Annotated in this window: 21 protein-coding genes; 13 read left to right on the top strand and 8 right to left on the bottom strand. The window is 70.8% G+C overall.

Annotated features, from left to right (window positions below; genetic code table 11):
• The first annotated feature begins 142 nt into the window (after positions 1-142).
• From ACWDRB_RS18490 to ACWDRB_RS18525, 8 genes are all read left to right on the top strand, one after another.
• The gene (locus tag ACWDRB_RS18490; RefSeq protein WP_449895271.1) at positions 143-817 is read left to right on the top strand and encodes a GntR family transcriptional regulator; all 675 of its coding nucleotides are present in this window, start codon (positions 143-145) and stop codon (positions 815-817) included.
• A gap of 90 nt (positions 818-907) precedes the next feature.
• Positions 908-2,524 carry an ABC transporter substrate-binding protein gene (locus ACWDRB_RS18495; protein ID WP_449895274.1) on the top strand — a complete coding sequence of 539 codons (1,617 nt, stop codon included), beginning with the start codon at positions 908-910 and terminating at the stop codon, positions 2,522-2,524.
• Entirely contained in the window at positions 2,524-3,483 is a 960-nt protein-coding gene (locus ACWDRB_RS18500; protein WP_355201689.1) for an ABC transporter permease, read from the top strand. Before ACWDRB_RS18495 ends, ACWDRB_RS18500 begins: the two co-directional genes overlap by 1 nt.
• Positions 3,476-4,303: an ABC transporter permease gene (locus ACWDRB_RS18505; protein ID WP_350724781.1), complete on the top strand. Its 828-nt coding sequence runs from the start codon at positions 3,476-3,478 to the stop codon at positions 4,301-4,303. The genes ACWDRB_RS18500 and ACWDRB_RS18505 overlap by 8 nt, the downstream gene beginning before the upstream one ends.
• Complete coding sequence (locus ACWDRB_RS18510; RefSeq protein WP_350724779.1) at positions 4,300-5,265, top strand: ABC transporter ATP-binding protein; 966 nt, start codon at positions 4,300-4,302, stop codon at positions 5,263-5,265. Before ACWDRB_RS18505 ends, ACWDRB_RS18510 begins: the two co-directional genes overlap by 4 nt.
• On the top strand, positions 5,262-6,230 hold the full coding sequence (locus ACWDRB_RS18515; protein WP_449895278.1) for an ABC transporter ATP-binding protein: 969 nt from the start codon (positions 5,262-5,264) through the stop codon (positions 6,228-6,230). The genes ACWDRB_RS18510 and ACWDRB_RS18515 overlap by 4 nt, the downstream gene beginning before the upstream one ends.
• Positions 6,231-6,280: 50 nt before the next feature.
• On the top strand, positions 6,281-8,035 hold the full coding sequence (locus ACWDRB_RS18520; RefSeq protein ID WP_449895609.1) for a gamma-glutamyltransferase family protein: 1,755 nt from the start codon (positions 6,281-6,283) through the stop codon (positions 8,033-8,035).
• Complete coding sequence (locus ACWDRB_RS18525) at positions 8,032-8,772, top strand: sulfite exporter TauE/SafE family protein (protein ID WP_350724773.1); 741 nt, start codon at positions 8,032-8,034, stop codon at positions 8,770-8,772. Before ACWDRB_RS18520 ends, ACWDRB_RS18525 begins: the two co-directional genes overlap by 4 nt.
• Positions 8,773-8,781: 9 nt before the next feature.
• Here the strand turns inward: ACWDRB_RS18525 and ACWDRB_RS18530 are convergent, their stop codons facing one another.
• The 3 genes from ACWDRB_RS18530 to ACWDRB_RS18540 all read right to left on the bottom strand — a co-directional run bounded on the left by ACWDRB_RS18530 (position 8,782) and on the right by ACWDRB_RS18540 (position 11,766).
• The gene (locus tag ACWDRB_RS18530; protein ID WP_350724771.1) at positions 8,782-9,867 is read right to left on the bottom strand and encodes a carboxylate-amine ligase; all 1,086 of its coding nucleotides are present in this window, start codon (positions 9,865-9,867) and stop codon (positions 8,782-8,784) included.
• Positions 9,868-9,954: 87 nt separating this feature from the next.
• Complete coding sequence (locus ACWDRB_RS18535; RefSeq protein ID WP_350724770.1) at positions 9,955-10,605, bottom strand: M15 family metallopeptidase; 651 nt, start codon at positions 10,603-10,605, stop codon at positions 9,955-9,957.
• 12 nt (positions 10,606-10,617) lie between these two features.
• Positions 10,618-11,766, bottom strand: a complete 1,149-nt coding sequence (locus ACWDRB_RS18540) for an ROK family transcriptional regulator (RefSeq protein WP_397367655.1) — start codon at positions 11,764-11,766, stop codon at positions 10,618-10,620.
• A 136-nt stretch (positions 11,767-11,902) separates the two neighbouring features.
• Here ACWDRB_RS18540 and ACWDRB_RS18545 point away from each other — a divergent pair, with 136 nt between their 5' ends.
• The 4 genes from ACWDRB_RS18545 (at position 11,903) to ACWDRB_RS18560 (ending at position 16,597) form a co-directional block, all read left to right on the top strand.
• A complete protein-coding gene (locus tag ACWDRB_RS18545; protein ID WP_449895283.1) occupies positions 11,903-13,228 on the top strand; it encodes an extracellular solute-binding protein in 1,326 nt (441 codons plus the stop codon).
• 5 nt (positions 13,229-13,233) lie between these two features.
• A complete protein-coding gene (locus ACWDRB_RS18550; RefSeq protein WP_363967610.1) occupies positions 13,234-14,241 on the top strand; it encodes a carbohydrate ABC transporter permease in 1,008 nt (335 codons plus the stop codon).
• On the top strand, positions 14,238-15,092 hold the full coding sequence (locus ACWDRB_RS18555; RefSeq protein ID WP_350724762.1) for a carbohydrate ABC transporter permease: 855 nt from the start codon (positions 14,238-14,240) through the stop codon (positions 15,090-15,092). Before ACWDRB_RS18550 ends, ACWDRB_RS18555 begins: the two co-directional genes overlap by 4 nt.
• 65 nt (positions 15,093-15,157) lie before the next feature.
• Positions 15,158-16,597 (top strand): glycoside hydrolase family 3 protein, encoded by a 1,440-nt coding sequence (locus ACWDRB_RS18560; protein WP_449895288.1) that lies wholly within the window; start codon positions 15,158-15,160, stop codon positions 16,595-16,597.
• A 32-nt stretch (positions 16,598-16,629) separates the two neighbouring features.
• Here the strand turns inward: ACWDRB_RS18560 and ACWDRB_RS18565 are convergent, their stop codons facing one another.
• The 3 genes from ACWDRB_RS18565 to ACWDRB_RS18575 form a co-directional block, all read right to left on the bottom strand.
• The gene (locus ACWDRB_RS18565) at positions 16,630-17,811 is read right to left on the bottom strand and encodes an ROK family transcriptional regulator (protein ID WP_350724758.1); all 1,182 of its coding nucleotides are present in this window, start codon (positions 17,809-17,811) and stop codon (positions 16,630-16,632) included.
• Between the two features lie 102 nt (positions 17,812-17,913).
• On the bottom strand, positions 17,914-18,138 hold the full coding sequence (locus ACWDRB_RS18570; protein WP_449895291.1) for a hypothetical protein: 225 nt from the start codon (positions 18,136-18,138) through the stop codon (positions 17,914-17,916).
• Between the two features lie 41 nt (positions 18,139-18,179).
• A complete protein-coding gene (locus tag ACWDRB_RS18575) occupies positions 18,180-18,413 on the bottom strand; it encodes a hypothetical protein (RefSeq protein WP_449895293.1) in 234 nt (77 codons plus the stop codon).
• Positions 18,414-18,635: 222 nt separating this feature from the next.
• Here ACWDRB_RS18575 and ACWDRB_RS18580 point away from each other — a divergent pair, with 222 nt between their 5' ends.
• On the top strand, positions 18,636-19,085 hold the full coding sequence (locus ACWDRB_RS18580; RefSeq protein ID WP_192791024.1) for an RrF2 family transcriptional regulator: 450 nt from the start codon (positions 18,636-18,638) through the stop codon (positions 19,083-19,085).
• On the opposite strand, the gene ACWDRB_RS18585 is transcribed toward ACWDRB_RS18580, so the two are convergent.
• Positions 19,086-20,987: a serine/threonine protein kinase gene (locus tag ACWDRB_RS18585; protein ID WP_449895297.1), complete on the bottom strand. Its 1,902-nt coding sequence runs from the start codon at positions 20,985-20,987 to the stop codon at positions 19,086-19,088.
• Positions 20,984-22,894 carry a protein kinase domain-containing protein gene (locus ACWDRB_RS18590; RefSeq protein WP_449895300.1) on the bottom strand — a complete coding sequence of 637 codons (1,911 nt, stop codon included), beginning with the start codon at positions 22,892-22,894 and terminating at the stop codon, positions 20,984-20,986. Before ACWDRB_RS18590 ends, ACWDRB_RS18585 begins: the two co-directional genes overlap by 4 nt.
• Positions 22,895-22,952 lie beyond the last annotated feature (58 nt).

Raw genomic sequence — 22,952 nt, forward strand, 5'->3', positions numbered from 1 at the left:
GCAGGGCCGGGGCCGAAATGTGGGGCTGGCGGTGTGGGAGCCGGAGGTCGAGGGCCGGGGCCGGGGTGGTGTGGGGGCGGGGGTTGGGGGTGAGGCGGGCTGGGTGGGGGAGTTGGTCCGGGCTGTATACGATTGTCGCCTCATGGCTGATTTGACGCTGGGCGCGGCCCATCCGACCTTGCGCGACGAGGTCACCAAGGAGCTGCGGCGACGCATACTCTCCGGCGAGCTCTCCCAGGGTGAGCGGCTGGTCGAGGACCGGCTGGCCGCGCTGCTCGGCGTCTCGCGCAACCCCGTGCGCGAGTCCATCCGGGTGCTGGCCGCCGAAGGGTTCGTCGAGGTCGTGCCCCGGTTCGGCGCCACCGTCGCGCGGCTGTCGGCGGCGGAGGGTGAGGAGCTCTTCGACGTGCGCATGGCGGTCGAGGGCCTGGCGGCGCGGCTGGCCGCGCGCAAGCGCACCCCCGAGTCCGCCGAGCGGCTGCGACAGGTGCTGGAGCAGGCCAAGGAGGCCGTGGAGAACGGGCGGCTGGAGGAGGTGGCCGATCTCAACACGGCCTTCCACCTGGCCGTCGGCGAGGCGGCGGGCAACTCGTACCTGAGTCTGATGATGAAGCCCATGCTCCTGCGGGCGCAGTGGGTCTTCAGCCAGACCGCCGCCGCCCGCGGGCCGCACTCCTGGACCGAGCACCTGAGTCTGTGCGAGGCCATCGCGGCGGGCGACGAGGATGAGGCGCAGGCCAGGGCCATCGCGCACGTGGCCGCGGCCAGGCGGTCGTTCCTGGCGGCGATCCGCAGGGCAAATCCCCCGAACGATTAGAAAACACTCAGATAACAACACAGGGTCAGGAAACACCAGTGAAATGTGAGGTCTTGTATACAGTCTCCTAAACCTTTCAACGGAGGCCCCATGAGACCGTCCCCCAGGCTCGTCGCGGCGCTCGCCGTTCTCCCCCTTGCCCTGACAGCTTGCGGCGGAGGCGGATCGAGCGGCACCCCCGCAGCCCCTCCCTCCATAGCCGACGCCTCGGCCGACAACCGGCCGGTCAAGGCGGGCGGCACGCTCAACGTGGCGCTCAGCGCCGACCCCGACGCGCTCGACCCGAGCATCTCGACCACGCTGGTGGGTCGCGAGGTGTTCGCGAACATGTGCGAGAAGCTCTTCGACATCGACGCGCAGTCGAGCCTGGTCCCGCAGCTGGCCAGTGCCTTGCCCGAGGTCTCCGGCGACGGCAAGGAGGTGACGATCAAGCTGCGCGAGGGCGTGAAGTTCAACGACGGCACGGCGTTCGACGCCGAGGCGGTCAAGAAGTCGCTGGACCGGCACCGCACCTGGGAGAAGTCCGCGCGCCAGGCCGACCTGGCGGCGGTGTCCAAGGTGACCGTGGTCGACCCCACGACGGTCAAGCTCACGCTGACGCAGGCGTTCACGCCGCTGACCGCGCAGCTCGCCGACCGCGCCGGCATGATCATGTCGCCCAAGGCCCTGGACGCGGGCAACGACAACTTCGGGGCGAGCCCGGTCTGCGTCGGGCCGTTCAAGTTCGCGAGCCGCACGTCCGGCAGCCAGATCGTGCTGGAGAAGGCTCCCGACTACTACGACGCGGCCAAGGTCAAGCTCGACAAGCTCGTATACAAAATCATCGTGGACCCGAACGTACGGGCCGCGAACCTGAAGTCCGGCGACGTCCAGGTGGGCGACAACCTCGCCACCACCACGGTCAAGGGCGTGCAGAGCGACCCCAACCTCAAGGTCGTGTCCGGTGGCGGCCTCGGCTACTACGGCATCACGATCAACACCGGCAACGCCGGCGGCTCCACCGAGAAGCCCGGCACGGTGAACACGGCGCTGGCCAAGAGCCCGCAGCTGCGCGAGGCGTTCGAGCTGGCCCTCGACCGCGACGTGATCAACAAGACCGTCTACAACGGCCTGCACGAGGTGGACTGCTTCCCCGTGCCGGTGGACAGCCCGTACCGCGCCAAGGACCTGCAGTGCCCGGCGCGTGACCTGGCCAAGGCCAAGCAACTGGTGCAGGCGTCCGGCGTGCAGACACCGATCCCGGTCACGCTCACCAGCCCGAACGACGCCACCAACGTGCGCCTGGCGCAGGTCATCCAGCAGATGACCAAGGAGGCGGGCTTCAACGTGAACGTGCAGACCGCCGAGTTCGTCAGCACGCTCGAGCAGGGCAAGTCCGGCAAGTTCGACGTCCTGCTGAACGGCTGGTCGGGCCGCGTCGACCCGGACGGCAACCTCACGAACCTCATCACCAGCCGCGGCAGCAACAACTACAGCGGCATGTCCGACCCGGGCATCGACGACCCGATCAAGCAGGCCGCCGCCGAGTCGGACCCTGTCAAGCGGGCCGAGCTCTACGCGGGCGCCCTGAAGAAGGCCGCCGAGGTGAGAGGCGTCCTGTACCTGTACCACAACAAGTACTACCTGGGCATGAGCAAGAACGTGGCCGGCGTCCAGTACTTCAAGGACGGCCTGCCGCGCTTCGTCACCGCCGGGTTCACCGCGTAATGCTCTGGTTCATCCTCCGGCGCTGCGGATCGGCCGTGATCGTGCTGTTCCTGGCCAGCGTCCTGATCTTCCTCGGGATCAGGGCGCTGCCCGGGGACCCGGCCACGGTCATGGCGGGCGAGGAGGCCTCGCCCGCCGTGATCGAGGCCATCCGGCACGAGTTCGGCCTGGACAAGCCGCTGCCCGCCCAGTACCTCGACTACGTCGGCCAGACCCTGACCGGCAACCTCGGCCGCTCCACGCAGGACCAGCTTCCGGTGATCGACATCATCGCCGAGCGGCTGCCGGTGACGCTGGAGCTGTCGGCCCTGGCCATGCTGGTCGCGATCGTCGTCGGGGTGGGCGCGGGCATCGTCGCGGCCGTCCGGCGCGGCCGGCTCGCCGACTACCTGGCCACCGGGTTCGGCCTGGCCGGGCTGTCGGTGCCGCACTTCTGGCTCGGCCTGCTCGGCATCCTGCTGTTCGCGGTCACCTGGCGGGTCCTGCCCGCCTCCGGGTACGTCCCCTTCACCCAGGACCCCGGCCAGAACCTCCAGCGCATGATCCTGCCCGCCCTCGTGCTCGGCACCGGCTTCGCCGCCATCCTCATGCGGCAGACCCGCTCGGCCATGCTCGGCGCGCTCTCGGCCGACTACGTCCGGACCGCCAGGTCGAAGGGCCTGTCCGAGATCAAGGTCGTGGGCGCGCACGCGTTGCGCAACAGCCTGACGACCGTGGTCACGGTGCTCGGCCTCCAACTCGGCGCGCTGATCAGCGGCGCGGTGGTGACCGAGCAGATCTTCGTGATCCCCGGGTTCGGCAAGCTGACCGTGGACGCGGTGCTGACCAGGAACTACCCCGTCATCCAGGCCGTCGTGCTGATCACGGTCATCGGCTACGTGCTGGTCAACCTGCTGGTCGACATCGTGTACGCGTTCCTCAACCCCCGGATCAGGCTGTCGGGGGGCGCGAATGACTAGGCTGTGGCGGCGTTTCAAGCGGCGCCCGATGCCGATGGCCGGGCTGGTGCTGGTGGTCGCGTTCGTGCTGCTGGCGCTGATCGGGCCGCTGGTGACCGGCGACCCCACCGCGCAGGACTACCTGGCCACGCTCGCGCCTCCGTCGGGCGCGCACCCGATGGGCACCGACGACCTGGGCCGCGACGCGTTCGCCAGGATCGCGCACGGCGCTCAGGTGTCGTTGCAGGCCGGCGTGCTCTCCACGCTGCTGGCGATGGTCGTGGGCATCCCGATCGGCCTGGTCGCCGGGTTCTACCGGCGCTGGCTCGACCCGGTCGTGATGCGACTGGTGGACGTGACGCTGGCGTTCCCGTTCCTGGTGTTCGCGGTGGGCCTGGCGGCGATCATCGGGCCCTCGCTGAAGGGCGTGGTGTTCGCGCTGGGCTTCTCGCAGCTGCCCGCCGTCATCAGGATCACCCGTGGCGAGGTGCTGGCGGTCAGGGAGATGGACTACGTGGCCGCGGCCGTCGCCGACGGCGCGGGCGACGGGCACCTCATCTTCCGTTACGTGCTCCCGAACTGCCTCAACCCGCTCATCGTGCAGGCCACCGTGGCGATCCCGGGGGCGATCATCGGCGAGGCCACGCTGTCGTTCCTGGGGCTGGGCGTGCAGCCGCCCACGCCCTCGTGGGGCGTGATGCTGACGACCGCGCAGCAGTATCTGAGCGACGCCCCCTGGCTGGCCGTCTGGCCCGGGATCATGATCGCGCTGGCCACCCTCGGCTTCAACCTGCTGGGCGACGGGCTGCGGGACGTTCTGGACCCGAGGAGCGGCCGATGAGCCTGCTGGAGATCACCGACCTGAGGGTCGGCTTCGACACCGAGGACGGCCTGGTGCAGGCGGTCAGGGACATCTCGCTCACGCTGGACGAAGGCGAGATCCTGGCACTGTGCGGCGAGTCCGGCTGCGGCAAGTCGGTCACCGCGATGTCGGTGCCCAGGCTGCTGCCGCCCGAGACGACCCGGCTGTCCGGCTCGGTCAAGCTGGACGGGCGCGAGCTCACCACGCTCCCCGAGGCGGACCTGCGGCACGTACGCGGCAAGGACGTCTCGGTCGTCTTCCAGGAGCCGATGACCTCGCTGAACCCGTCGTTCAGCGTCGGTTACCAGATCATCGAGGTGCTGCGCAGGCACGAGCGCCTCTCGCGCCAGGCCGCCAGGAGCCGCGCCGTCGAGCTGCTGGAGCTGGTCGGCATCCCGGCGCCGCAGCGCCGCATGAAGGAGTACCCGCACCAGCTCTCTGGCGGCATGCGCCAGCGCGTGATGATCGCGATCGCGGTGGCCTGCTCGCCCCGGGTGCTGATCGCCGACGAGCCCACCACGGCGCTCGACGTGACGATCCAGGCGGGCGTGCTGGACGTCTTCCGCGACCTGCGCGACCGGCTCGGCACGGCGATCATCCTCATCACGCACGACCTGGGCGTGGTGGCCGACATCGCCGACCGGGCCGTGGTCATGTACGCCGGCCGCGCCGTCGAGCAGGCCCCGGTGGCCGAGTTGTTCGCGAACCCGCGGCACCCGTACACGCTGGGCCTGATGAACGCGCTCCCGTCCGCGGCGGTCAACGGCCGCCTGGCCGAGATCCCCGGCATGGTGCCCTCGCCGCTGTCGGATCCCGACGAGTGCGCGTTCCAGGCCCGCTGCCCGCGCGCCCAAGGCGACTGCCGCGCGGCCAGACCCCCGCTCGAACGGCACGCGGACGGCCATCTGGCGGCCTGTTTCCACCCGGGAGGCAAGCAGTGATCCTGCGGATCGACAACCTGGTCAAGCACTACGGCCAGGTACGCGCCGTGGACGGCCTGTCGCTGGAGCTCGCCCAGGGCGAGGTACTCGGCCTGGTCGGCGAGTCGGGCAGCGGCAAGTCCACGGTCGGCAAGTGCGTGCTGCGCCTGACCGAGCCCACCTCGGGGGCCATCGAGCTGGACGGCCGCGACATCACCCACCTGTCGCGCCGGGCCATGCGCCCGCTGCGCAGGGACGTCCACATGGTCTTCCAGGACCCCTACTCCTCGCTCAACCCGCGTTTCACGATCGGGCAGATCGTCGCCGAGCCGCTGCTGCGGCACAAGGTGGCCGACCGGCGTGAGGTCTCCGGACGCGTGTCCGCCATGCTGGAGAAGGTGGGGCTGCGGCAGGAGATGCGTTCCCGGTTCCCGCACGAGCTGTCCGGCGGGCAGCGGCAGCGGGTCGGGCTGGCCAGGGCGCTGATCCTGGAGCCCAAGCTGGTCGTGGCGGACGAGCCGGTGTCGGCGCTGGACGTGTCGGTGCAGGCGTCGGTGCTCAACCTGATCACGGACCTGCAGCGGGACATGGGGTTCTCGTGCCTGTTCATCACGCACGACTTGTCGGTGGTGGAGTTTCTCGCCGACCGGATCGCCGTCATGTACCTGGGCAAGATCGTCGAGTCCGGTCCGACGGCCGAGATCTTCGCCGCGCCGCGGCACCCGTACACGCAGGCCCTGCTGTCGGCGGCGCCGGTGCCCGATCCGGTCCGGCAGCGGGAGCGGCGCAGGATCGTGCTCGGCGGGGACGTCCCCAGCCCGGTCGACCCGCCGTCCGGGTGCCGGTTCCACACGCGGTGCCCGCTGGCGTACGACGCCTGCCGTACCGAGGAGCCGCTGCTTCGGGATCCTCGCGGCAACGGCCATCCGGCCGCGTGTCATCTTGTCACGGTGGACCGCGTCCCCGACGCGGCCGCCAATCTGTAGAAGGAGAGATCTTGTTCACCACCAGGCCCGAGCTGACGGGCGACTTCGGCATGGTCGCCAGCACGCACTGGCTGGCCTCGGCCACCGGCATGGGCGTGCTGGAACGCGGCGGCAACGCCTTCGACGCGGCGGTGGCCGCCGGGTTCGTGCTCCAGGTCGCCGAGCCGCACCTGAACGGCCCCGGCGGCGAGGTGCCGATCCTGCTGTGGAGCGAGGACGAGCAGAAGGTGTCCGTGGTGTGCGGGCAGGGCGTGGCGCCGGCCGCGGCCACCGTCGAGCGCTACACCGGGCTGGGCCTGGACATCGTGCCCGGCACGGGGCTGCTGGCGGCCACCGTGCCGGGAGCGTTCGGCGGCTGGATGCTCATGCTGGAGCGCTGGGGCACCTGGTCGCTGGCCGACGTGCTGGCCCCCGCGATCCACTACGCCGAGCACGGGGTGCCGGTGCTGGAGCGCATCGCGGCCACGATCGAGTCGGTCGAAGGGCTGTTCAACGACGACTGGCCGACGTCGGCGGCGACCTGGCTGCCCGGCGGCCGGGTCCCGGCGGCCGGGTCGAAGCTGGCCAACCCGGTGCTGGCGGCCACCTACCGGCGGGTGGTCGCCGAGGCCGAGGCCGCGTCGAGCACCCGCGAAGGCCAGCTCGACGCCGCCCGCCGCGCCTGGTACGAGGGGTTCGTGGCCGAGGCGATCGCCGAGTTCTGCGCCAAGACGGCCTGGCGGGACAGCAGCGGCGAGGCGCACGGCGGGCTGCTCACCGGCGACGACCTGGCCCGGTGGTCGGCCTCGGTCGAGGAGCCGCTCGCCTTCGACTACCGCGGCCACACCGTCTACAAGACGCGGCCGTGGGGGCAGGGGCCGGTGTTCCTGCAGCAGCTCGCGCTCCTGCAGGGCTTCGACCTGGACGGGATGGAGTTCCTCGGCGCCGACTACGTGCACACGGTGACGGAGGCCGCCAAGCTCGCCTTCGCCGACCGCGAGGCCTGGTACGGCGACACCGACGTGCCCGTGTCCGACCTGCTCAGCGAGGCCTACAACGCAGAGCGGCGCAAGCTCATAGGCGCGCAGGCCAGCTTCGAGCTGCGGCCCGGCGCCCCGGGCGGCCGCGTGCCCAGGCTGCCCGACTACCCCGCGCCCGGCACGGCGAGCGACGCCCCCGGTATCTCCGGCGCGCGCTCCCCGCAGGGCGTCGGCGAGCCGACCGTGGCCCGCGACGGCACGGTGAAGGGTGACACCTGCCACCTCGACGTCGTGGACCGGTACGGCAACATGGTCTCCGCCACCCCCAGCGGCGGCTGGCTGCAGAGCTCCCCCACCATCCCCGAGCTGGGCTTCTGCCTGGGCACCAGGGCTCAGATGTTCTGGCTGCAGGACGGGCTGCCCGCCTCGCTGCGTCCCGGCACGCGTCCGCGCACCACGCTGACGCCGTCGTTCGCGCTCAGGGACGGCAGGCCGTGGCTGGCGTTCGGCACCCCCGGCGGCGACCAGCAGGACCAGTGGAGCCTGAACTTCTTCCTCGCGGTCGTCCACGGCGGGCTGAACCTGCAGGAGGCCATCGACGCCCCCATGTTCCACTCCGAGCACTTCCCCAGCTCGTTCTTCCCGCGCGGCTCCCGTCCCGGCGTGCTGCACGTCGAGGACCGGGTGGACGCGGGCGTGCCGGCGGAGCTGCGGCGGCGCGGGCACGAGGTCGAGGTGCAGGGCCCGTGGACGCTCGGCAGGCTCAGCGCCGTCGCCCGTGACGGCGAGTTCCTCAAGGCCGCCGCCAACCCGCGCGGCGCCCAGGGCTACGCAGTCGGCCGATGACGGATCTCCTGTTCATGCTGGGCGCCGGTCTACTGGCCGGTGTGGTGAACGCGCTGGCGGGCGGCGGGACGCTCATCTCGTTCCCCGCGCTGCTGGCGCTGGGTTATCCGAGTCTGACCGCGTCCGTGACCAACGCGGTGGCGCTGTGGCCCGGCTACCTGGGCGGCGTGCTCGGCTACCGGGCCGAGCTGCGCGGCCAGCGGCGCCGGGCGGCGGCGTTGTCGATCACGACCGTGCTGGGCGCGGGCGTGGGCAGCGCGTTGCTGCTGCTCACGCCCGGCCGGCTGTTCGAGTCGCTGGTGCCGTGGCTGGTGGCCTTCGCCAGCCTGGCGCTGCTGGCCCAGCCGTGGCTGCGCAGGCTCTTCGGCGGTGAGGCCGACGGGCCGCCCAGCAAGCTGGTGTACGCCGGGGTCTTCCTGGGCGGCTGTTACGGCGCCTACTTCAACGGCGGAATGGGTGTCCTGCTCCTGACGGTGCTCGGCATGTTCCTGCACGACAACCTGCATCGGGTGAACGCCGTGCGGGCCACGCTCGCGCTGGTGATCAGCACGGTGTCGGTCGTGGCGTTCTCCCTGTTCGGTCCCGTGCAGTGGCAGGCCGTGGCGGTGATCGCGCCGGCCAGCCTGGTCGGCGGGTTCCTGGGCACGCGTCTGGCCAAACTCATGTCGGCCAAGGTCCTGCGCGGCGTCGTTGTCGCGTTCGGCCTGGGTGTGGCCGTGGCGCTTGCCTTGCGTTAGGCGGTATCGCTACGCGACGGTGGCCTCGATGAGGTCGTCCACCACGTCGGCCAGGTCGTGGCCCCTGGCGTGCACCCGGCGCTGGCGCATGGCTCCCGAGCCCTTGCGCAGCAGCCGGTCCAGCCCCTCCTGGACGAACGTCAGGTCGCCGGCCTCCGCCAGCGCCGGGCGTACGTGCTCCAGGAGGCGGCCCGCCATCACCGGCGCGGGCACGAGGGCGCCGTGCCGCACGTCCATGCTGTCGCCCGTCAGCCCGTAGCGGGCCGCGCGCCAGTAGGCGGCGCGCAGCACCTCCGCCGGGATCGGCAGCCCACGGTCACCCCGCTCCACCGCGGCCAGCGCGGTCACCACCAGCGCGCGGATGAGCCCGATCAGGGTGAGACTGTCGCTCACGTCGAGCGGCACGTCGGCCACCCTGATCTCGACCGTGGGCAGCCGGGACGACGGCCTGGCGTCCCAGTAGACCGTCTTGGCGTCGAGCAGCACGCCCGAGTCCGTGAGCGCCCGCACCGCCAGCTCGTAGTCGCCGAACGAAGGGAAGTACGGCGGCGCGCCGGACACCGGCCAGCGACCCCAGCTGATCACCCGCCAGGACGCGTAGCCGGTGTCGCGGCCCACGAAGAACGGCGAGTTGGCGGCCAGCGCGATCAGCGTGGGCAGCCAGGGACGCAGGTGGTTGCCGACGTAGACAGCGTGCTCCTCGTCGGGCACGTCCACGTGCACGTGCAGGGCGCAGATGCTGATCTCGTCATGAAGTGCGCGATAGAGCGTCCTCCCTTGGTGATAGCGATCGTCGTCGGCGAGCGGCGGCGGCATGACGTTCCCCAGCACGGGGATGCCGCTCGCGACGACGGCCAGTCCGCACGAACGGGCGGCGAACGCCACCTCCTGCCGCGCGGAACGCAATTGCGAGCCGAGCTCGCTGAGGTCGGCGGAGGGCGGCGTGCGAGCCTCCACCTGGAAACGCGTGATTTCTTGCACCACGTCGAGCACATCCGTCGCCGCGGCCAGGACATCGGCCGCTCGGGGAGCCACGTGGCGGGTGCGGGGATCGACTACGAGGTATTCCTCTTCGATCCCGATCAACGGAACCATACCCACACCTCGCTGGGAGTCCAAACCTCCGACTGAAGGTTGTGCCCGGCGCACGCCCAGGGGAAAACCCCTGGAGCAAACGATTGCTCAGATGGGCCCGTAGAGGGCGTGGGCAAATCCCGTGGACATGGCCCAATAACGGTCGCCGTACGACCAGTGCCACCACTCGGTGGGGTAGTTGACCAGGCCGGTGGGCTCCAGGGCGGCGGCGAGGAGCTTGCGGTGGGCGCGCGCGTCGGCGGTGATATTGGGGGCGGCCGTATAGCAGGCGCCGTCGCTCTGCTCCGGGTTGTCGTTGACCTGGGTGCCCATGTCGTACTCGACGCCGTCGGGGTCGCACAGGGTCAGGTCCACGGCGGCGCCGGCGGTGTGGGGGGCGACCTCGACCGGGGACACGTACCGACTCGCCGCGATATATGACTCGTCGGGGGAAATTTCGGGGAATGTGGTGTGGAGTTCTGCCCGGTACGTCTCGAAGATCCGCCGCTGGGTGGCGATGGGCCGGTAGCCCTCGACGATCAGCAGGTGGAACCCCTCGGGCAGCGAACGCTCGGCCCGCTCCAGCCGGTCGAGCAGGCCGGAGCGCAGGTGCGCGTACGCGCCCTCGTCGTCGGCCAGCCGCGTGTCGACCCGCAGCCGCCCGCGCACGTCGGCCAGCGGCTCGCCGCACTCGCGCACGGGAAGCGCGGTCACCCTGGGGTCGGAGATGAGCACGACATCGTTGGGGGACAGCCACATGAGCAGAAATTCTCACACAGTATCGGAGAAGACCTGCTCCCGGGCCTGCTCCAGAGCGGCCACCAGCGCCCCGCGCAGCACGGGGTTGCCCGCGACCTGGGTCGTGACCACGGTCGGCCGGCTGGGACAGACGCGGGCCACCGCCTCCTGCACCTTGGCGGCCAGCCGCGCGCCGCCTGCCCGGCCGATGTCGCCGCTGAGCACGATCAGCCCGGGATCGAGCACGACGGTCACCGCCGCCGCGCCCACGGCCAGCCGTCCCGCCACCTCGTCCAGGTAGCCCTCGTCGCCGCCGCGCACCAGGTCGGGCACCGTCCTGCCGGTCACGCCGTGCCGATCTGCCAGGCCGCGCAGCGCGTCGTGGCCCACCAGGCGCTGGAACGAGCCCGACTGCGGCTCGGAGACGTCCGTCGGCAGCGGCTCGCCGGGGACCGGCAGCCAGCCGATCTCGCCCGCTCCCCCGCTGATGCCCCGGTGCAGCCTGCCGCCCAGCATGACGCCGAGGCCCTGGCCGACGCCGGCCCAGATCACCACGAAGTCGTCGTGGCCGACGGCCGCGCCGTACTTGTGCTCGGCGAGGGCGACCAGGTTGACGTCGTTCTCGATGGTGACGGACGCGCCGAGCGTCTCGCGCAGGCTGGCCAGCACGCCGACGTGCCAGTCCGGCAGGTCGTACGACCAGCGCACGTCACCCGTGATCGGGTCGACCACGCCCCTGGTGCCGATGACGAACGCGCGCAACCGCGACAGGCTGACGTTCGCCGTGTCGCAGGCGCGCTGCACCGCCTCGTGGACCGCCTTGACCGGGTCGCGGCCGTCGGACGGGTTGAGCGTGATCTCCACGACCACCCTGCCTGTGATGTCCGCCACAGCGACCTTGAGGCTGTCGGGCAGGACCTCGAGCCCGGCCACGTACGCGCTGGAGGGAACGACGGCGTACAGGGCGGCGTGCGGCCCCCTGCCCCCGGCGCGCTCCCCCGCGACCTCGACCAGCCCCCGCTCCTCCAGGCGAGCGAGCAGCTGACCTGCGGTTACCTTGGAGAGCCCGGTCCTTTCCCCCAGCTCGGCCCGGGTGAGCGGGCCGTCCATCAGGAGGAGTTCGAGTGCCGCGCGATCGTTCAACCTGCGCAGCAGCCGGGGGACTCCCGGGCTTCGACTCATTACCGCACCCCTCTCGTCACGAATGGCTAACGGGCGTTTCTTTTAAGAAAGTTTCTTGTTAGTTTAGCAGCGTTGTTCGACATTTGACGATCAGCCTGGTGCGGACGTAGGCCGGCACCCGGGAAGGGAGAACCCTGTGAGGATCGCGAAGATCACAGCCGCTACGGTCAGCACGGCCGCGCTGGCCCTGGGTCTGGCCGCCTGTGGCTCGAGCGAGACCCCCTCGTCCTCACCAAGCGCCGCCGCACCCGCCAGCAGCGGCCCCAAGTACGCCGGCAAGACGCTGACGTTCTGGCGCCTCGGGGACACCAACCCCGCCGCGCAGAAGTACACCGACGAGCTGGTCGCCGAGTTCGAGAAGGAGACCGGCGCCAAGGTGAACGTCGAGTGGATCCCTTGGCCGCAGGTCAACGACAAGTTCACGGCCGCGGCCGCCGGCGGCACCGGCCCTGACGTGACGGAGATCGGCAACGACCAGGTGCCGCTGTGGCAGAGCCAGGAGGCCCTGGAGCCGATCACCGACATCGTGGCGGGCGGCGACCAGGCCCAGATCCCCAAGAACCTCATGGGGCTGGAGACCATCGACGGCGAGACGTACGCCGTGCCATGGGGCGGCGGCAGCCGGGCGGTGCTCTACCGCGCCGACTGGTTCAAGGAGCTCAAGATCGAGATCCCCAAGACCTGGGACGAGCTCGTGGCGGCCGCCAAGAAGATCCAGGCCAAGAAGGGCAAGGACGTGGACGGCTTCGCCTTCAACGGCGGCTCCGACGCCAACCACCTGCTCGGCGCCCTCGCCTGGACCGCCGGCGGCGACTACGCCGCCAAGGACGGCGACAAGTGGGTCGGCAAGCTCACCGACCCCGGCTTCAAGGAGGGCTTCGCCCAGTACACCGGCCTGGTGACCGACGGCCTGTCCAGCAAGTCGCGGCTCAACCAGAACACCACCGAGATCCGCACCCGCTTCGCCAACAACAAGGTCGGCATGTACCTGACCGCGTCGTGGGACCTGCCGGGGATCGCGGAGGACAGCAAGGGCAAGCTCAAGGGTGACAAGCTGGCCTTCTTCCCGCTCCCGTCCAAGGCGGGCGGCGAGGCGCAGTCCTTCCTCGGCGGCAACGACATCGCCGTGTGGGGCTCCGCGAAGGAGAAGGACGCGGCCAAGGAGTTCGTGAAGCTGGCCTCCAACAAGCAGTGGGGCGTCAAGTACGCCACCGACGGCGGTCTGCTCCCCGTCTACCCCGAGGCCCTCGCCGCGCTGTCCAGTGACCCCGCGCAGGCGCCGTTCGCCGCCGCCTTCGCCAAGGCCAAGGCCTTCCCCGCCGACCCGCAGTGGACGGAGGCCAACGAGACCAAGGCGGTGCTGCAGAACGCGGCCCGCAAGGTCATCGAGGGCAAGGCGAGCGCGGATGACGCGCTGGCCGCTGCCAACAAGGAACTCGAAGACATCCTCAACGCCTCCTGAGTCCTGTGACGAACACGTCAACGCTCGCCCCCCGGGGCGGAGGCCGCGCCTCCGCCCCGGGGCGGCGCCGCTCACACCGGCCACCGCGGGCCAGCGGCCTGCCCGCCTGGTCGATCCCCTACGTCCTGCTGATCCCGGGACTGCTGGTCATCGGCGCGCTGCTGCTGTGGCCGCTGATCCAGATGGTGATCATCTCCTTCCAGAAGGTGGGACTCGTCCAGATCTCGGGCAAGAAGCCGGCCACCTGGGTCGGGCTCGAGAACTTCACCAAGGTCTTCGAGAACGACATCTTCTGGTCCTCGCTGCGCAACACGCTGGTGTTCGCGGTGATCGCGGTGCCGCTCACGCTGATCCTCGGCACCGCCGTCGGCGTCCTGCTGCACCGGCTCGGCAAGAAGATGTCGCTGTTCGTCATCATCGGCATCATGTTCGCCTGGGCGGTCCCGCCGGTGGCGCAGGGCATGATCTGGCGCTCGCTGTTCGACGCCGAGGCCGGCATCGTCAACTGGGCGCTCAACCTGCTGCCCGACGGGCTCTCCAAAGCCCTGTTCGGACGGGCCGACTGGACCGGTCAGCCGTGGCTCAACGACGCCTGGTCCATCTACATGGCGCTGATCGTCTGCGTCGTCTGGGCGGGCTTCCCCTTCATCGCGGTCTCGGTGCTGGCCGGCCTCAAGGGCATCCCGGCCGAGCTGTACGAGGCGGCCAAGGTGGACGGCTCCGGCGCCTGGCGCACGTTCAGGAAGATCACCTTCCCGCTGCTCAAGCCGGTGTTCGCGGTGCTGACCGTGCTCTCGATCATCTGGGACTTCAAGGTCTTCTCCCAGCTGTACGTGCTGGCCGGCACCACCAACCGGGAGGCCTACAACCTGTCGATGTACGCGGTGACCGAGGCGTTCAAGGCCCCGCCGAAGATGGGATCGGGCGCCGCCATCGCGGTGGTCCTGACCGTGATCCTGCTCATCGTCACCGCGGCCTACATCCGCCAGATGTTCAAGCAGGAGGAGCTGTGAAGAGCCCGCAGGCCCGCAGGCGCCTGGGCAAGGCCACGCTCAACGCGGCAGGCGTGCTGGTCTTCCTGGTCGCCGTCTTCCCCGTCTACTGGATGGTCTCCACCGGCTTCAAGGCGAACGACCAGATCTTCACCACCGAATTCATCCCGTTCCCCACGCACTTCACCTTCGAGCACGTCACGCGGGTGCTCACCGACGGCGTGGCCGGGCACTCGATCTGGCTCTACATGCGCAACAGCGCCATCGTCGCGCTCGGGACGGTCCTGATCGGCGCGGTCTTCGCGCTGCTGTCGGCCACCGCGGTGGCCCGGTTCCGGTTCAAGGGGCGCACGGCGTTCCTGAGCCTGCTGCTCGTCGCGCAGATGATCCCGGCCGAGGCGCTGCTCATCCCGCTGTTCCTCGGCGTCAAGCGGCTGGGCCTCTATGACCAGTTGCTCGGTCTGATCGTGACGCAGGTCGCGCTGACGCTGCCGTTCGGGATCTGGATGCTGCGCACGTTCGTGGCCGCCGTGCCCAAGTCGCTGGAGGAGGCGGCCTGGATCGACGGCGCGAGCCGGTTCACCACCTTCTGGAAGGTGCTCTTCCCGCTGGTGGCCCCGGGTCTGGTCGCGACCAGCATCTTCTCGTTCATCACCGCGTGGAACGAGCTGATCATGGCGCTCTACCTGATCAACGACCCGACCAAGTACACGATGCCGGTGGCCCTGCAGTACTTCTTCGGGCAGAAGGGCACCGACTGGGGCGCCATCATGGCCAGCTCCACGATGATGACCATCCCGGTCGTCATCTTCTTCCTTCTCGTACAACGCCGCATGGTCTCCGGCCTGGTCGCCGGGGCCGTGAAGGGCTGACATCCGCAGGGCGAATGCCTTATTCGACCCTGCCCATCTTTGGGCCTGAAATCCGATGAGGAGCTATGAGTCAGAGTGATCGGGGGCTGCGCCGTCTCGCGGCCGGCACGCTGCTCGTCGCCTTCCAGGGCACCGTGGCGCCCGAATGGGTGCTGCGCGAGCTGGAGCAGGGCCTGGGCGGCGTCACGCTCTTCGGCTTCAACGTGGCCGATCCCGGCCAGGTGAGCGACCTGACGTCCGCGCTGCGGGGCGCCGGTGAGCCCGTCATCTCGCTGGACGAGGAGGGCGGCGACGTGACGCGGCTGGCGTACCACGTCGGCAGCCCGTACCCGGGGAACGCGGCACTGGGCGCGGTGGACGACGTCGAGCTGACCCGCCGGGTCTACCGCGCGATCGGCTCGGAGCTGGCCGCCTGCGGCATCAACCTGGACATGGCGCCCAGCGCCGACGTCAACACCGAGGCCGACAACCCGGTGATCGGCACCAGGTCCTTCGGGCCCGACCCGGAGCTGGTCGCCAGGCACACGGTGGCGGCCGTGGAGGGCCTGCAGTCGGTGAACGTGGCCGCCTGCGTCAAGCACTTCCCCGGCCACGGCGCCACCCGGGTGGACTCCCACCTGGCGATCCCCGTCGTGGACGTGGACCTGGACGTGCTGCGGGAGCGGGAGCTGGCCCCGTTCCGCGCGGCGGTCGGCGCGGGGGCCAGGTCGGTGATGACCGCGCACGTCGCGGTGCCCGCAGTGACGGGCGAGACGCCCGCCACGCTGTCCAGCGCCGCGCTCACCGGGCTCCTCAGGGGCGAGCTCGGCTACGACGGCGTGGTCATCACCGACGCGCTCGACATGCGGGCGATCACCAGGAGCGTGGGCCTGGCCGGCGGCGCGGTGCTGACGCTCGCGGCCGGGGCCGACCTGCTGTGCCTCGGGCCGCTGCCGACCTACGACGACGTCCAGGCCATCATCGCGGAGATCGTCTCCGCGGTGCGCGAGGGGCGGCTGCCGCTCTCCCGGCTGGAGGAGGCGGCGGCGCGGGTGGCGGCGCTGCGGGCCTGGTTCGGGGCGCCCGCGCCTGTCGCCGCCGAGCAGAACGTGGTCGGCCTGCACGCCGCGCGCCGCGCCGTGCGGCTGACCGGAGCGACGGAGCCCCTGGTCGAGCCCCTGGTGATCGAGGTGGACACCCCGCCGACGATCGCCGTGGGCGACGTGCCGTGGGGCGTGGGCCCGTGGCTGCCGGACGCGGAGATCGTCCGGGTCAAGCCCGCGGCCGCCGACGTTCCTGACCTGCTGGCCAAGGCCGTGAACCGGTCCCTGGTCGTGGTGGTCAAGGACGCGCACCGCCACCAGGCGAGCCAGGAACTGGTCTCCGCGCTGGTGGCGGCTCGTCCGGACGCGACGGTGATCGAGATGGGGCTGCCCGTGTGGCGCCCCGACAGCGCCGCCTACATCGCCACGTACGGGGCCGCCCGGGCCAACGCCCAGGCCGCGATCGAACTGCTCACGGCCTAGCTCCTCGCGGGCCCGGTCGAGCCGCTCACTGTCTAAGGCGCCAGCAGCTCCTCGCGGGCCTGGTCGAGGGCGGCCAGCACGGCGCCGCGCAGCACCGGGTTGGCGTCGGTGATCTTCGTGGTGACGACCTGGGGGCGCACCGGGCAGATCCTGGCCACCGCCTCCTCCACCCGGGACGTGAGCGCGGGTCCGCCGGCGTGGCCGATCTCCCCGGCCAGCACGACCAGCCCGGGGTCGAGGATCACGCACACGGCGGCGACGCCCAGGGCGAGCCGGTTGGCGATCTCGTCGAGCAGCGGCTCGCCCTGGGCGCCCGCCGCCATCGCGACCTTGACGCACTCGCCCGCGCTGCCGGCCGCGAACCCGTACGTCTGGGCCAGCTCCGCCACCGCCTCGGCGCTGACCAGCGACTGCAGGCCGCCGGCCAGCGAGGGCAGCCGCCCGGGCTCGGTGCGGATGTCCTCGGGCAGTGGCACGCCGGGCACCGGCAGGTAGCCGATCTCGCCCGCGCTGCCGGAGCGGCCCCGGTGCAGCTTGCCGCCGAGCATGATCGCCAGGCCCAGGCCACGGCTGGACCACAGCAGGACGAAGTCGTCGAGCCCCTTGGCCGCCCCGTCGGCCCGCTCGGCGATGGCGGCGAGGTTGACGTCGTTCTCGATGGTGACCGCGCGCCGCAGGTCGCCGGCCAGGGCCTCGTGGATGCCCTCGTGCCAGCCCGGCAGGTCGAACGAGAAGCGTACGTCGCCGCTGCGCGGATCGACCACGCCAGGGGTGCCGATCACGACGCCGCGCAGCTTGGAGAGGCTGATCTTGGCGCTGCGGCAGGCCTTGACGATCGCGCCGTGGACCACCGAGACAGGGTCGTCGTGGCCGCCGGGGTCGACCGTGACCTCGGCGATCGTGTGACCGTGGATGTCGGCCACCGCGGTGGAGATCAACTCGGGCCCGACCTCGAGGCCGGCCACGTACGCGCTGGAGGGGATCACCGAGTAGAGCGCCGCGTTGGGCCCCCGCCCGCCGGCCTGGGCGCCGACCACCTCGACCAGGCCGCGCTCCTCCAGCCTGGCCAGCGTCTGCGAGGCCGTGACCTTGGACAGGCCGGTCAGATCGCCGATCTGGCCACGGGTCATGGGGCCTGTGGCGAGCAACAGGTCCAGCGCGGCCCGGTCGTTGATCTCCCTGAGCAGTCTGGGCACACCAGGGCGTCGCTCCACGCTGAATTCCGCCGTCTCATGAGAACCGCTGTTATCGAAAAGGTTGTTGGAAGTTTAGCGCTCTCACCATCGCGCGCATTCGGATCGGGTGCCCGCGGCGCACTACGGAACCAGCGGCGGGAGTACACCGACCCCACGCAGAACCGCCACCACAGCCCACGCCGTCACGAGGATCAAGATCGAGGCCGTGCGGACATTCTGGTAAAGCCGCACCCTTTTGCGCACCTCGCGCATCTCCCGCTCATGGGCCCGCGCAACGCGTAACTCCGCGATCTGCTGCCGGCTCGTGACCTTGAGCCTGCTCCAGTCGATCTCCTGCCGCACCATGACCCGATTCTGCCTCTCCCCGGCGCGAACCGCTGTTCCCATCAGCGTTTCGACTGAGCCCGAATCGCGGCTTCGATGCGCAAGCCCACCCCGATCAACGCGATGCCGAAGGCCGCCGCGATCCACAGCCACGGCGGCCGTCCCAAGAAGGCGATGAAGACCAGCACGGCCAGCCCGGCACCCGCGTACAAGGCGTTGGTGCCAACGCGCAGTGGGTCAAAGTTCAAGGGGCCGGGCGCGTCTGCGGGCTTGGAGGTGTGCTCTGAGTCAGTCACGCCGCAGAGCATCCCAGATCTCCTCCCGAACCTGGAAGCGTCCGCAGGCGACGACGTCCCCCGAGCCGTCCGGCCGGGGCTTCGTCGGCCTCGGGAGGCAACATGTCCTGAGATTCCCTGAGACGCTGGCCGTTGTCCGCATGCAGGTCAAGCACAACGTGCGCCCCCACAACCAGCACACGAGCGCACCAACCATGTTGACCAGGGGGGATAATCGAGAACATGCGCCTTTCCGCTCGTGTCGACTACGCCCTCCGTGCCGCCGCCGAACTCGCCGCAGCCGGTGCAGGGCCGACTACCGTGGGCGAACTCGCCAAGGAACAGGACATGCCGCCCAAATACCTGGAGAACATCCTGTTGCAGATGCGGCGTGCCGGGCTCGTGCGCGGGCAGCGTGGGCCCGAGGGTGGCTACGTGCTGGCCAGGCCCGCCACCGAAATCTCGCTGGCCGATGTGATCAGGGCCGTGGACGGCCCGCTGGCCAACGTACGCGGCGAGCGGCCCGAGCATGTCGGCTACCGGGGGCCCGCCGAGTCGTTGCAGCAGGTGTGGATCGCGTTGCGCGCCACCGAGCGTTCCATCCTGGAGGAGGTCACCCTCGACCAGGTCGCCTCCGGGGCGTTGCCCGAGCGGGTCCGCCAGCTCGCCGCGGACCCGGCCGCCTGGGACTGATCACTTCCGGGTGAACCAGAGCACCACCCGGGCGATCTCGGTCTTGGGCCCGGCGGCCAGCTTGCGCACGGTGCGGCCGGTGGCGTCCGCGAGGACCACGTCGGTGTTCTTGCCGACGGGCGTGGTGGCCAGGAGGTGGGCGTCGTCGAGCCACCCGTGGTAGGCGCCGCCCTTCGGCAGCCGGGCCACGCCCTTTTTGGCGCCGCTCTCCGCATCCCAGAAACAGACATTTGCCGAAATATCGGGGCATTTAGTGGAAAAGATTGACCCGAGCGTGGTGCGGGCCACGCCGCCTTCATAAAGCTCGCCCACTCCCATGAACGTCCGCAACGCCCTGCCTTCGAGATCCAGCACCCGCACGGCCCCGCCGGGCATCTCGTACAGCACGCTCTTGCCGTCCGCGCCCCACCCGAACCTGACGTCGTTCCCGCCGGCGACCTTGGTGATTTTGACGGTGCCCGCGACAGCGTCCACGACCGCGAAGCCCACCACGCGGTCCTGTTCCTGATCCTCGATGACGGTGGCCAGCCACCGGCGCCCGTCGGCCGACCAGTTCGGGCGGAACAGCGTGGCGGGTTTGTCGACGGTACGGATCTGCCGGTCCTGGCCGGTGACGCGGTCGCGTATCCGGACGGACTCGAAGTCCGGCGTGCGGAAGCGGGTGGCCGAGAGCGAGGCCACGTAGCCGCCGCCGGGCGAGACGATCGGCTCCTCGAAGCCCCCGAAGTAGCCGAAGGTCCCGTTCGACGGGTCCCGCACGTACGACGGGTAGCCGCTGCCGTCGCGCTGGTCGTGGTACGACGAGACCCAGATCGGGTCGGCCGGGTTCTCGTACAGCGTGATCTTGGTGTCGGGGATCTTCACCTTCGCCGTCGAGGTGAGCTCCATCCGGCCCTCGCGCGGGGCGGGCAGGGGCGCGGCGATCAGCGTGGGGGTGCCCGTGCCGACAGGCGGCGGGGCGGGCCGGGTGAGCAGCACGGCCGCCGTCACAGCCACGGCGGCGGTCACGGCCCCGGCGACGAGCCACCACCGGCGGCCCGGCGCTCGGCCGGGAGGCGGTGCCGCCGACTGCTGCCCTTCGGCCAGGAGGCGCTGCTCAGGCACGTGGTGGCCGAGCAGGCCGAGCAGCGCCCGGGCCGCGGTGGGGCGGGCCTCCGGAGCCTTGACCAGGCACCGCGCCACCAGGTCCCGCAGCTCCTCGTCGAGACCGCCCAGGTCGGGCTCGGCGTACAGGATCCGGTTGATCAGCGCGGGCACGTCGCCCGCCCCGAACGGCGGGGTGCCCGTGGCGGCGGCCACCATGGTCGAGGCCCAGGCGAACATGTCGGCCGCCGGCCCCGCCGCCCGCCCGCCGAACTGCTCGGGAGCCATGTACGGCGGCGTCCCCACCAGGTGCTCCCCCGCCAGCTCCGACTCCTCCAGCGCCCTGGAGATGCCGAAGTCGATCACCCGTGGCCCGTCCCTGCTGAGCAGCACGTTGCCGGGCTTGAAGTCCCTGTGCACCACGCCCGCCTGGTGGATGGCCGACAGCGCGGTCAGCGTGCCGCTGGCGAGCCTGCGCAGCTCCGCTCCGCGCAGCGCGCCGCGTTCGCGGATCATCTCCGCCAGCGAGGGCCCGTCGACGAACTCGCTCACCACGTACGGGCTGCCGTTCAGCTCGCCGCTGGCCAGCACCTGGGCGGTGCAGAACGCCTTGACCCGGCGCGCGTACCCGATCTCCTGCTGGAAGCGCGTCCGCGCGTCGGGGTCGTCCAGCCCGGCCCCCAGCATCTTGACCGCGACCCGTCTTCCGCCGGGCGCCTCACCGAGGTAGACCACCCCCTGGCCGCCCTCGCCGAGCCGGCCCACGATGCGGTACCCGCCCACCTGGGCGGGATCACCGGCGCTCAGCGCTTTCGTCATCGCGGCGCGGCGGCGAACTGCATGGAGGCTTTGAGCGGGAGCACGTCGGCGAGCACGCGGACGGTGGCACCGACCAGATCGATGACCTTGACCTGGGCCGTGCCCTTCTTCTTGCCCGGCTCCTGCACCAGCAGGTGCGACTCGCCGAACCAGCCGAGCAGGTTGCCCTCCGAGGTGGCGCGGGGCACCGTTTTCAGCCTGACGCCGGTCGCGGCGTTCCAGACGCACAGGTCCTTGCGGCCGCCCGGGCAGACGGTGACGAACTGCTTGCCCGACGGCGAGTACCAGTCGCGGTCACGCGGCAGGCCCACCCAGTGCATCGACCTGGTCACCTCACCTGAGTCGCTGTAGAAGTCGATCCCGTTGGTCTTGCCGTCGAAGTAGGCTTTGGCGATCCTGCCGTCGGGGGTGAAGGTGAAGTTGAGCGAGGCGTTGTCGGTGAAGGCCGTCTCGACGTGCACGGCCTTCCTGGCGGCCACGTCGACCAGCACGAAGCCCACGATCCGCTGCGGCTTGCCGTCGTCGACGACCGAGAGCAGCAGCCTGCGCCCGTCGCGCGACCAGGCCGGGATCATGGTCCGCAAGGGCTTCTTGACCGTGGCGACGGTGAAGCTCTCGCCGGTGGACAGCCTGGTGAACTTCACCTGGTCCATCTCCGCGTTCTGGAACTTCAGCCACGGGTTGAGCGCGACCCAGTCGCCGTCGGGCGAGACCATCGGCTCCTCGGCCAGGCCGACGGCCTTGAAGGCACCCGACCTGTCCCTGACGTAGCTGGTGAACTTGCCGGCGACCTCCAGGTAGGCCGTCAGCCTGACGGGGTCCTTGGGGTTCTCGTGCAGGGTCGCGCCGACCGCCGGGAGCTTGGTGTCCGTGGCGGCCTTCGCCTCCACCTTCTCCACCGGCACCTGGTTCAGCGAGGAGGTGACCGTGGGCGTGGTGCTCGGCGTGGCACTGGTGGTCGCGGCCGCCTGCCTGACCGGTGCCGGTTCGTCGACCAGCACGTACACCCCGGCTCCTGAGACCAGCGCCCCGGCCGCGAACGCCGCGGCCAGTGCGGCCGGTCCCCTTCCCCCACGCCTCGGCCGGTCGGGCGGCGGTGGCTGCGGGGCGGGCGGCTCCGCCTGCCCGGTCAGGAACATCGTCTGGCCCACCAGCCGTAACAACACCGCGCTGGCGCTGGGCCGCCCCGCCGGATCCTTGTCCAGGCACGCCACGATCAGGCCGTGCAGCTCACCCAGATTGCCGGGCAGCGTGGGCGCGTCGCGGACGATCCGATCGACCGTCGCGGCCATGGAGCCGCCGTCGAACGGAGCCGACCCGGTCGCGGCGAACACCATGGTGGCCGCCCAGGAGAACACGTCCGCGGGCGGCTCGGCCCCCGCGCCCCGCAGCCGCTCGGGCGCGCTGTACGCGGGCACGGCGACCTTGCGGGTGGAGATGGCCGCCTCCGCCATCGCCTGCTCGAGCCCGGCGTTGATCACCCGTGGCCCGTCCGGGCCGAGCAGCACGTTGCCGGGCCGGATGTCGCCGTGCACGAGCCCTGCCTGATGGATCGCGACCAGCGCCGTGATGGTCCCGACGGCGAGCCGGTGGAGCCCCACCTCGCCGAGGAAGCCTCCGGCCTCTTCGAGCGCGGGCCCTTCGACGTACTCGCTGACGACGTACGCCTGCTCGCCCAGCATGCCGGTGGCCAGGATCTGCGCGGTGGTGACCGCGGAGACGGCCTGCTGACGCTCCATGGCGAGGAGGAAGGGCTCGGGCTCCATCTCGGCCGGCAGCAGCCTGACGGCCACGGGTTCCCCGGAGCGGGAGCGTGCGGCGTACACGCTGGAGCCCAGGCGGCCGGTCAGCCGATATCCGCCGATCTCGGCGGGGTCGCCCCCGCGTAAACCTGTGATCTCCGGCATGCCGCGATCAGCCTTCCGCCAGGCCTACTCCTCGCCGTCATTATGATCCCCCCACCGC

The sequence above is a fragment of the Nonomuraea sp. NPDC003707 genome (genome assembly GCF_053587055.1).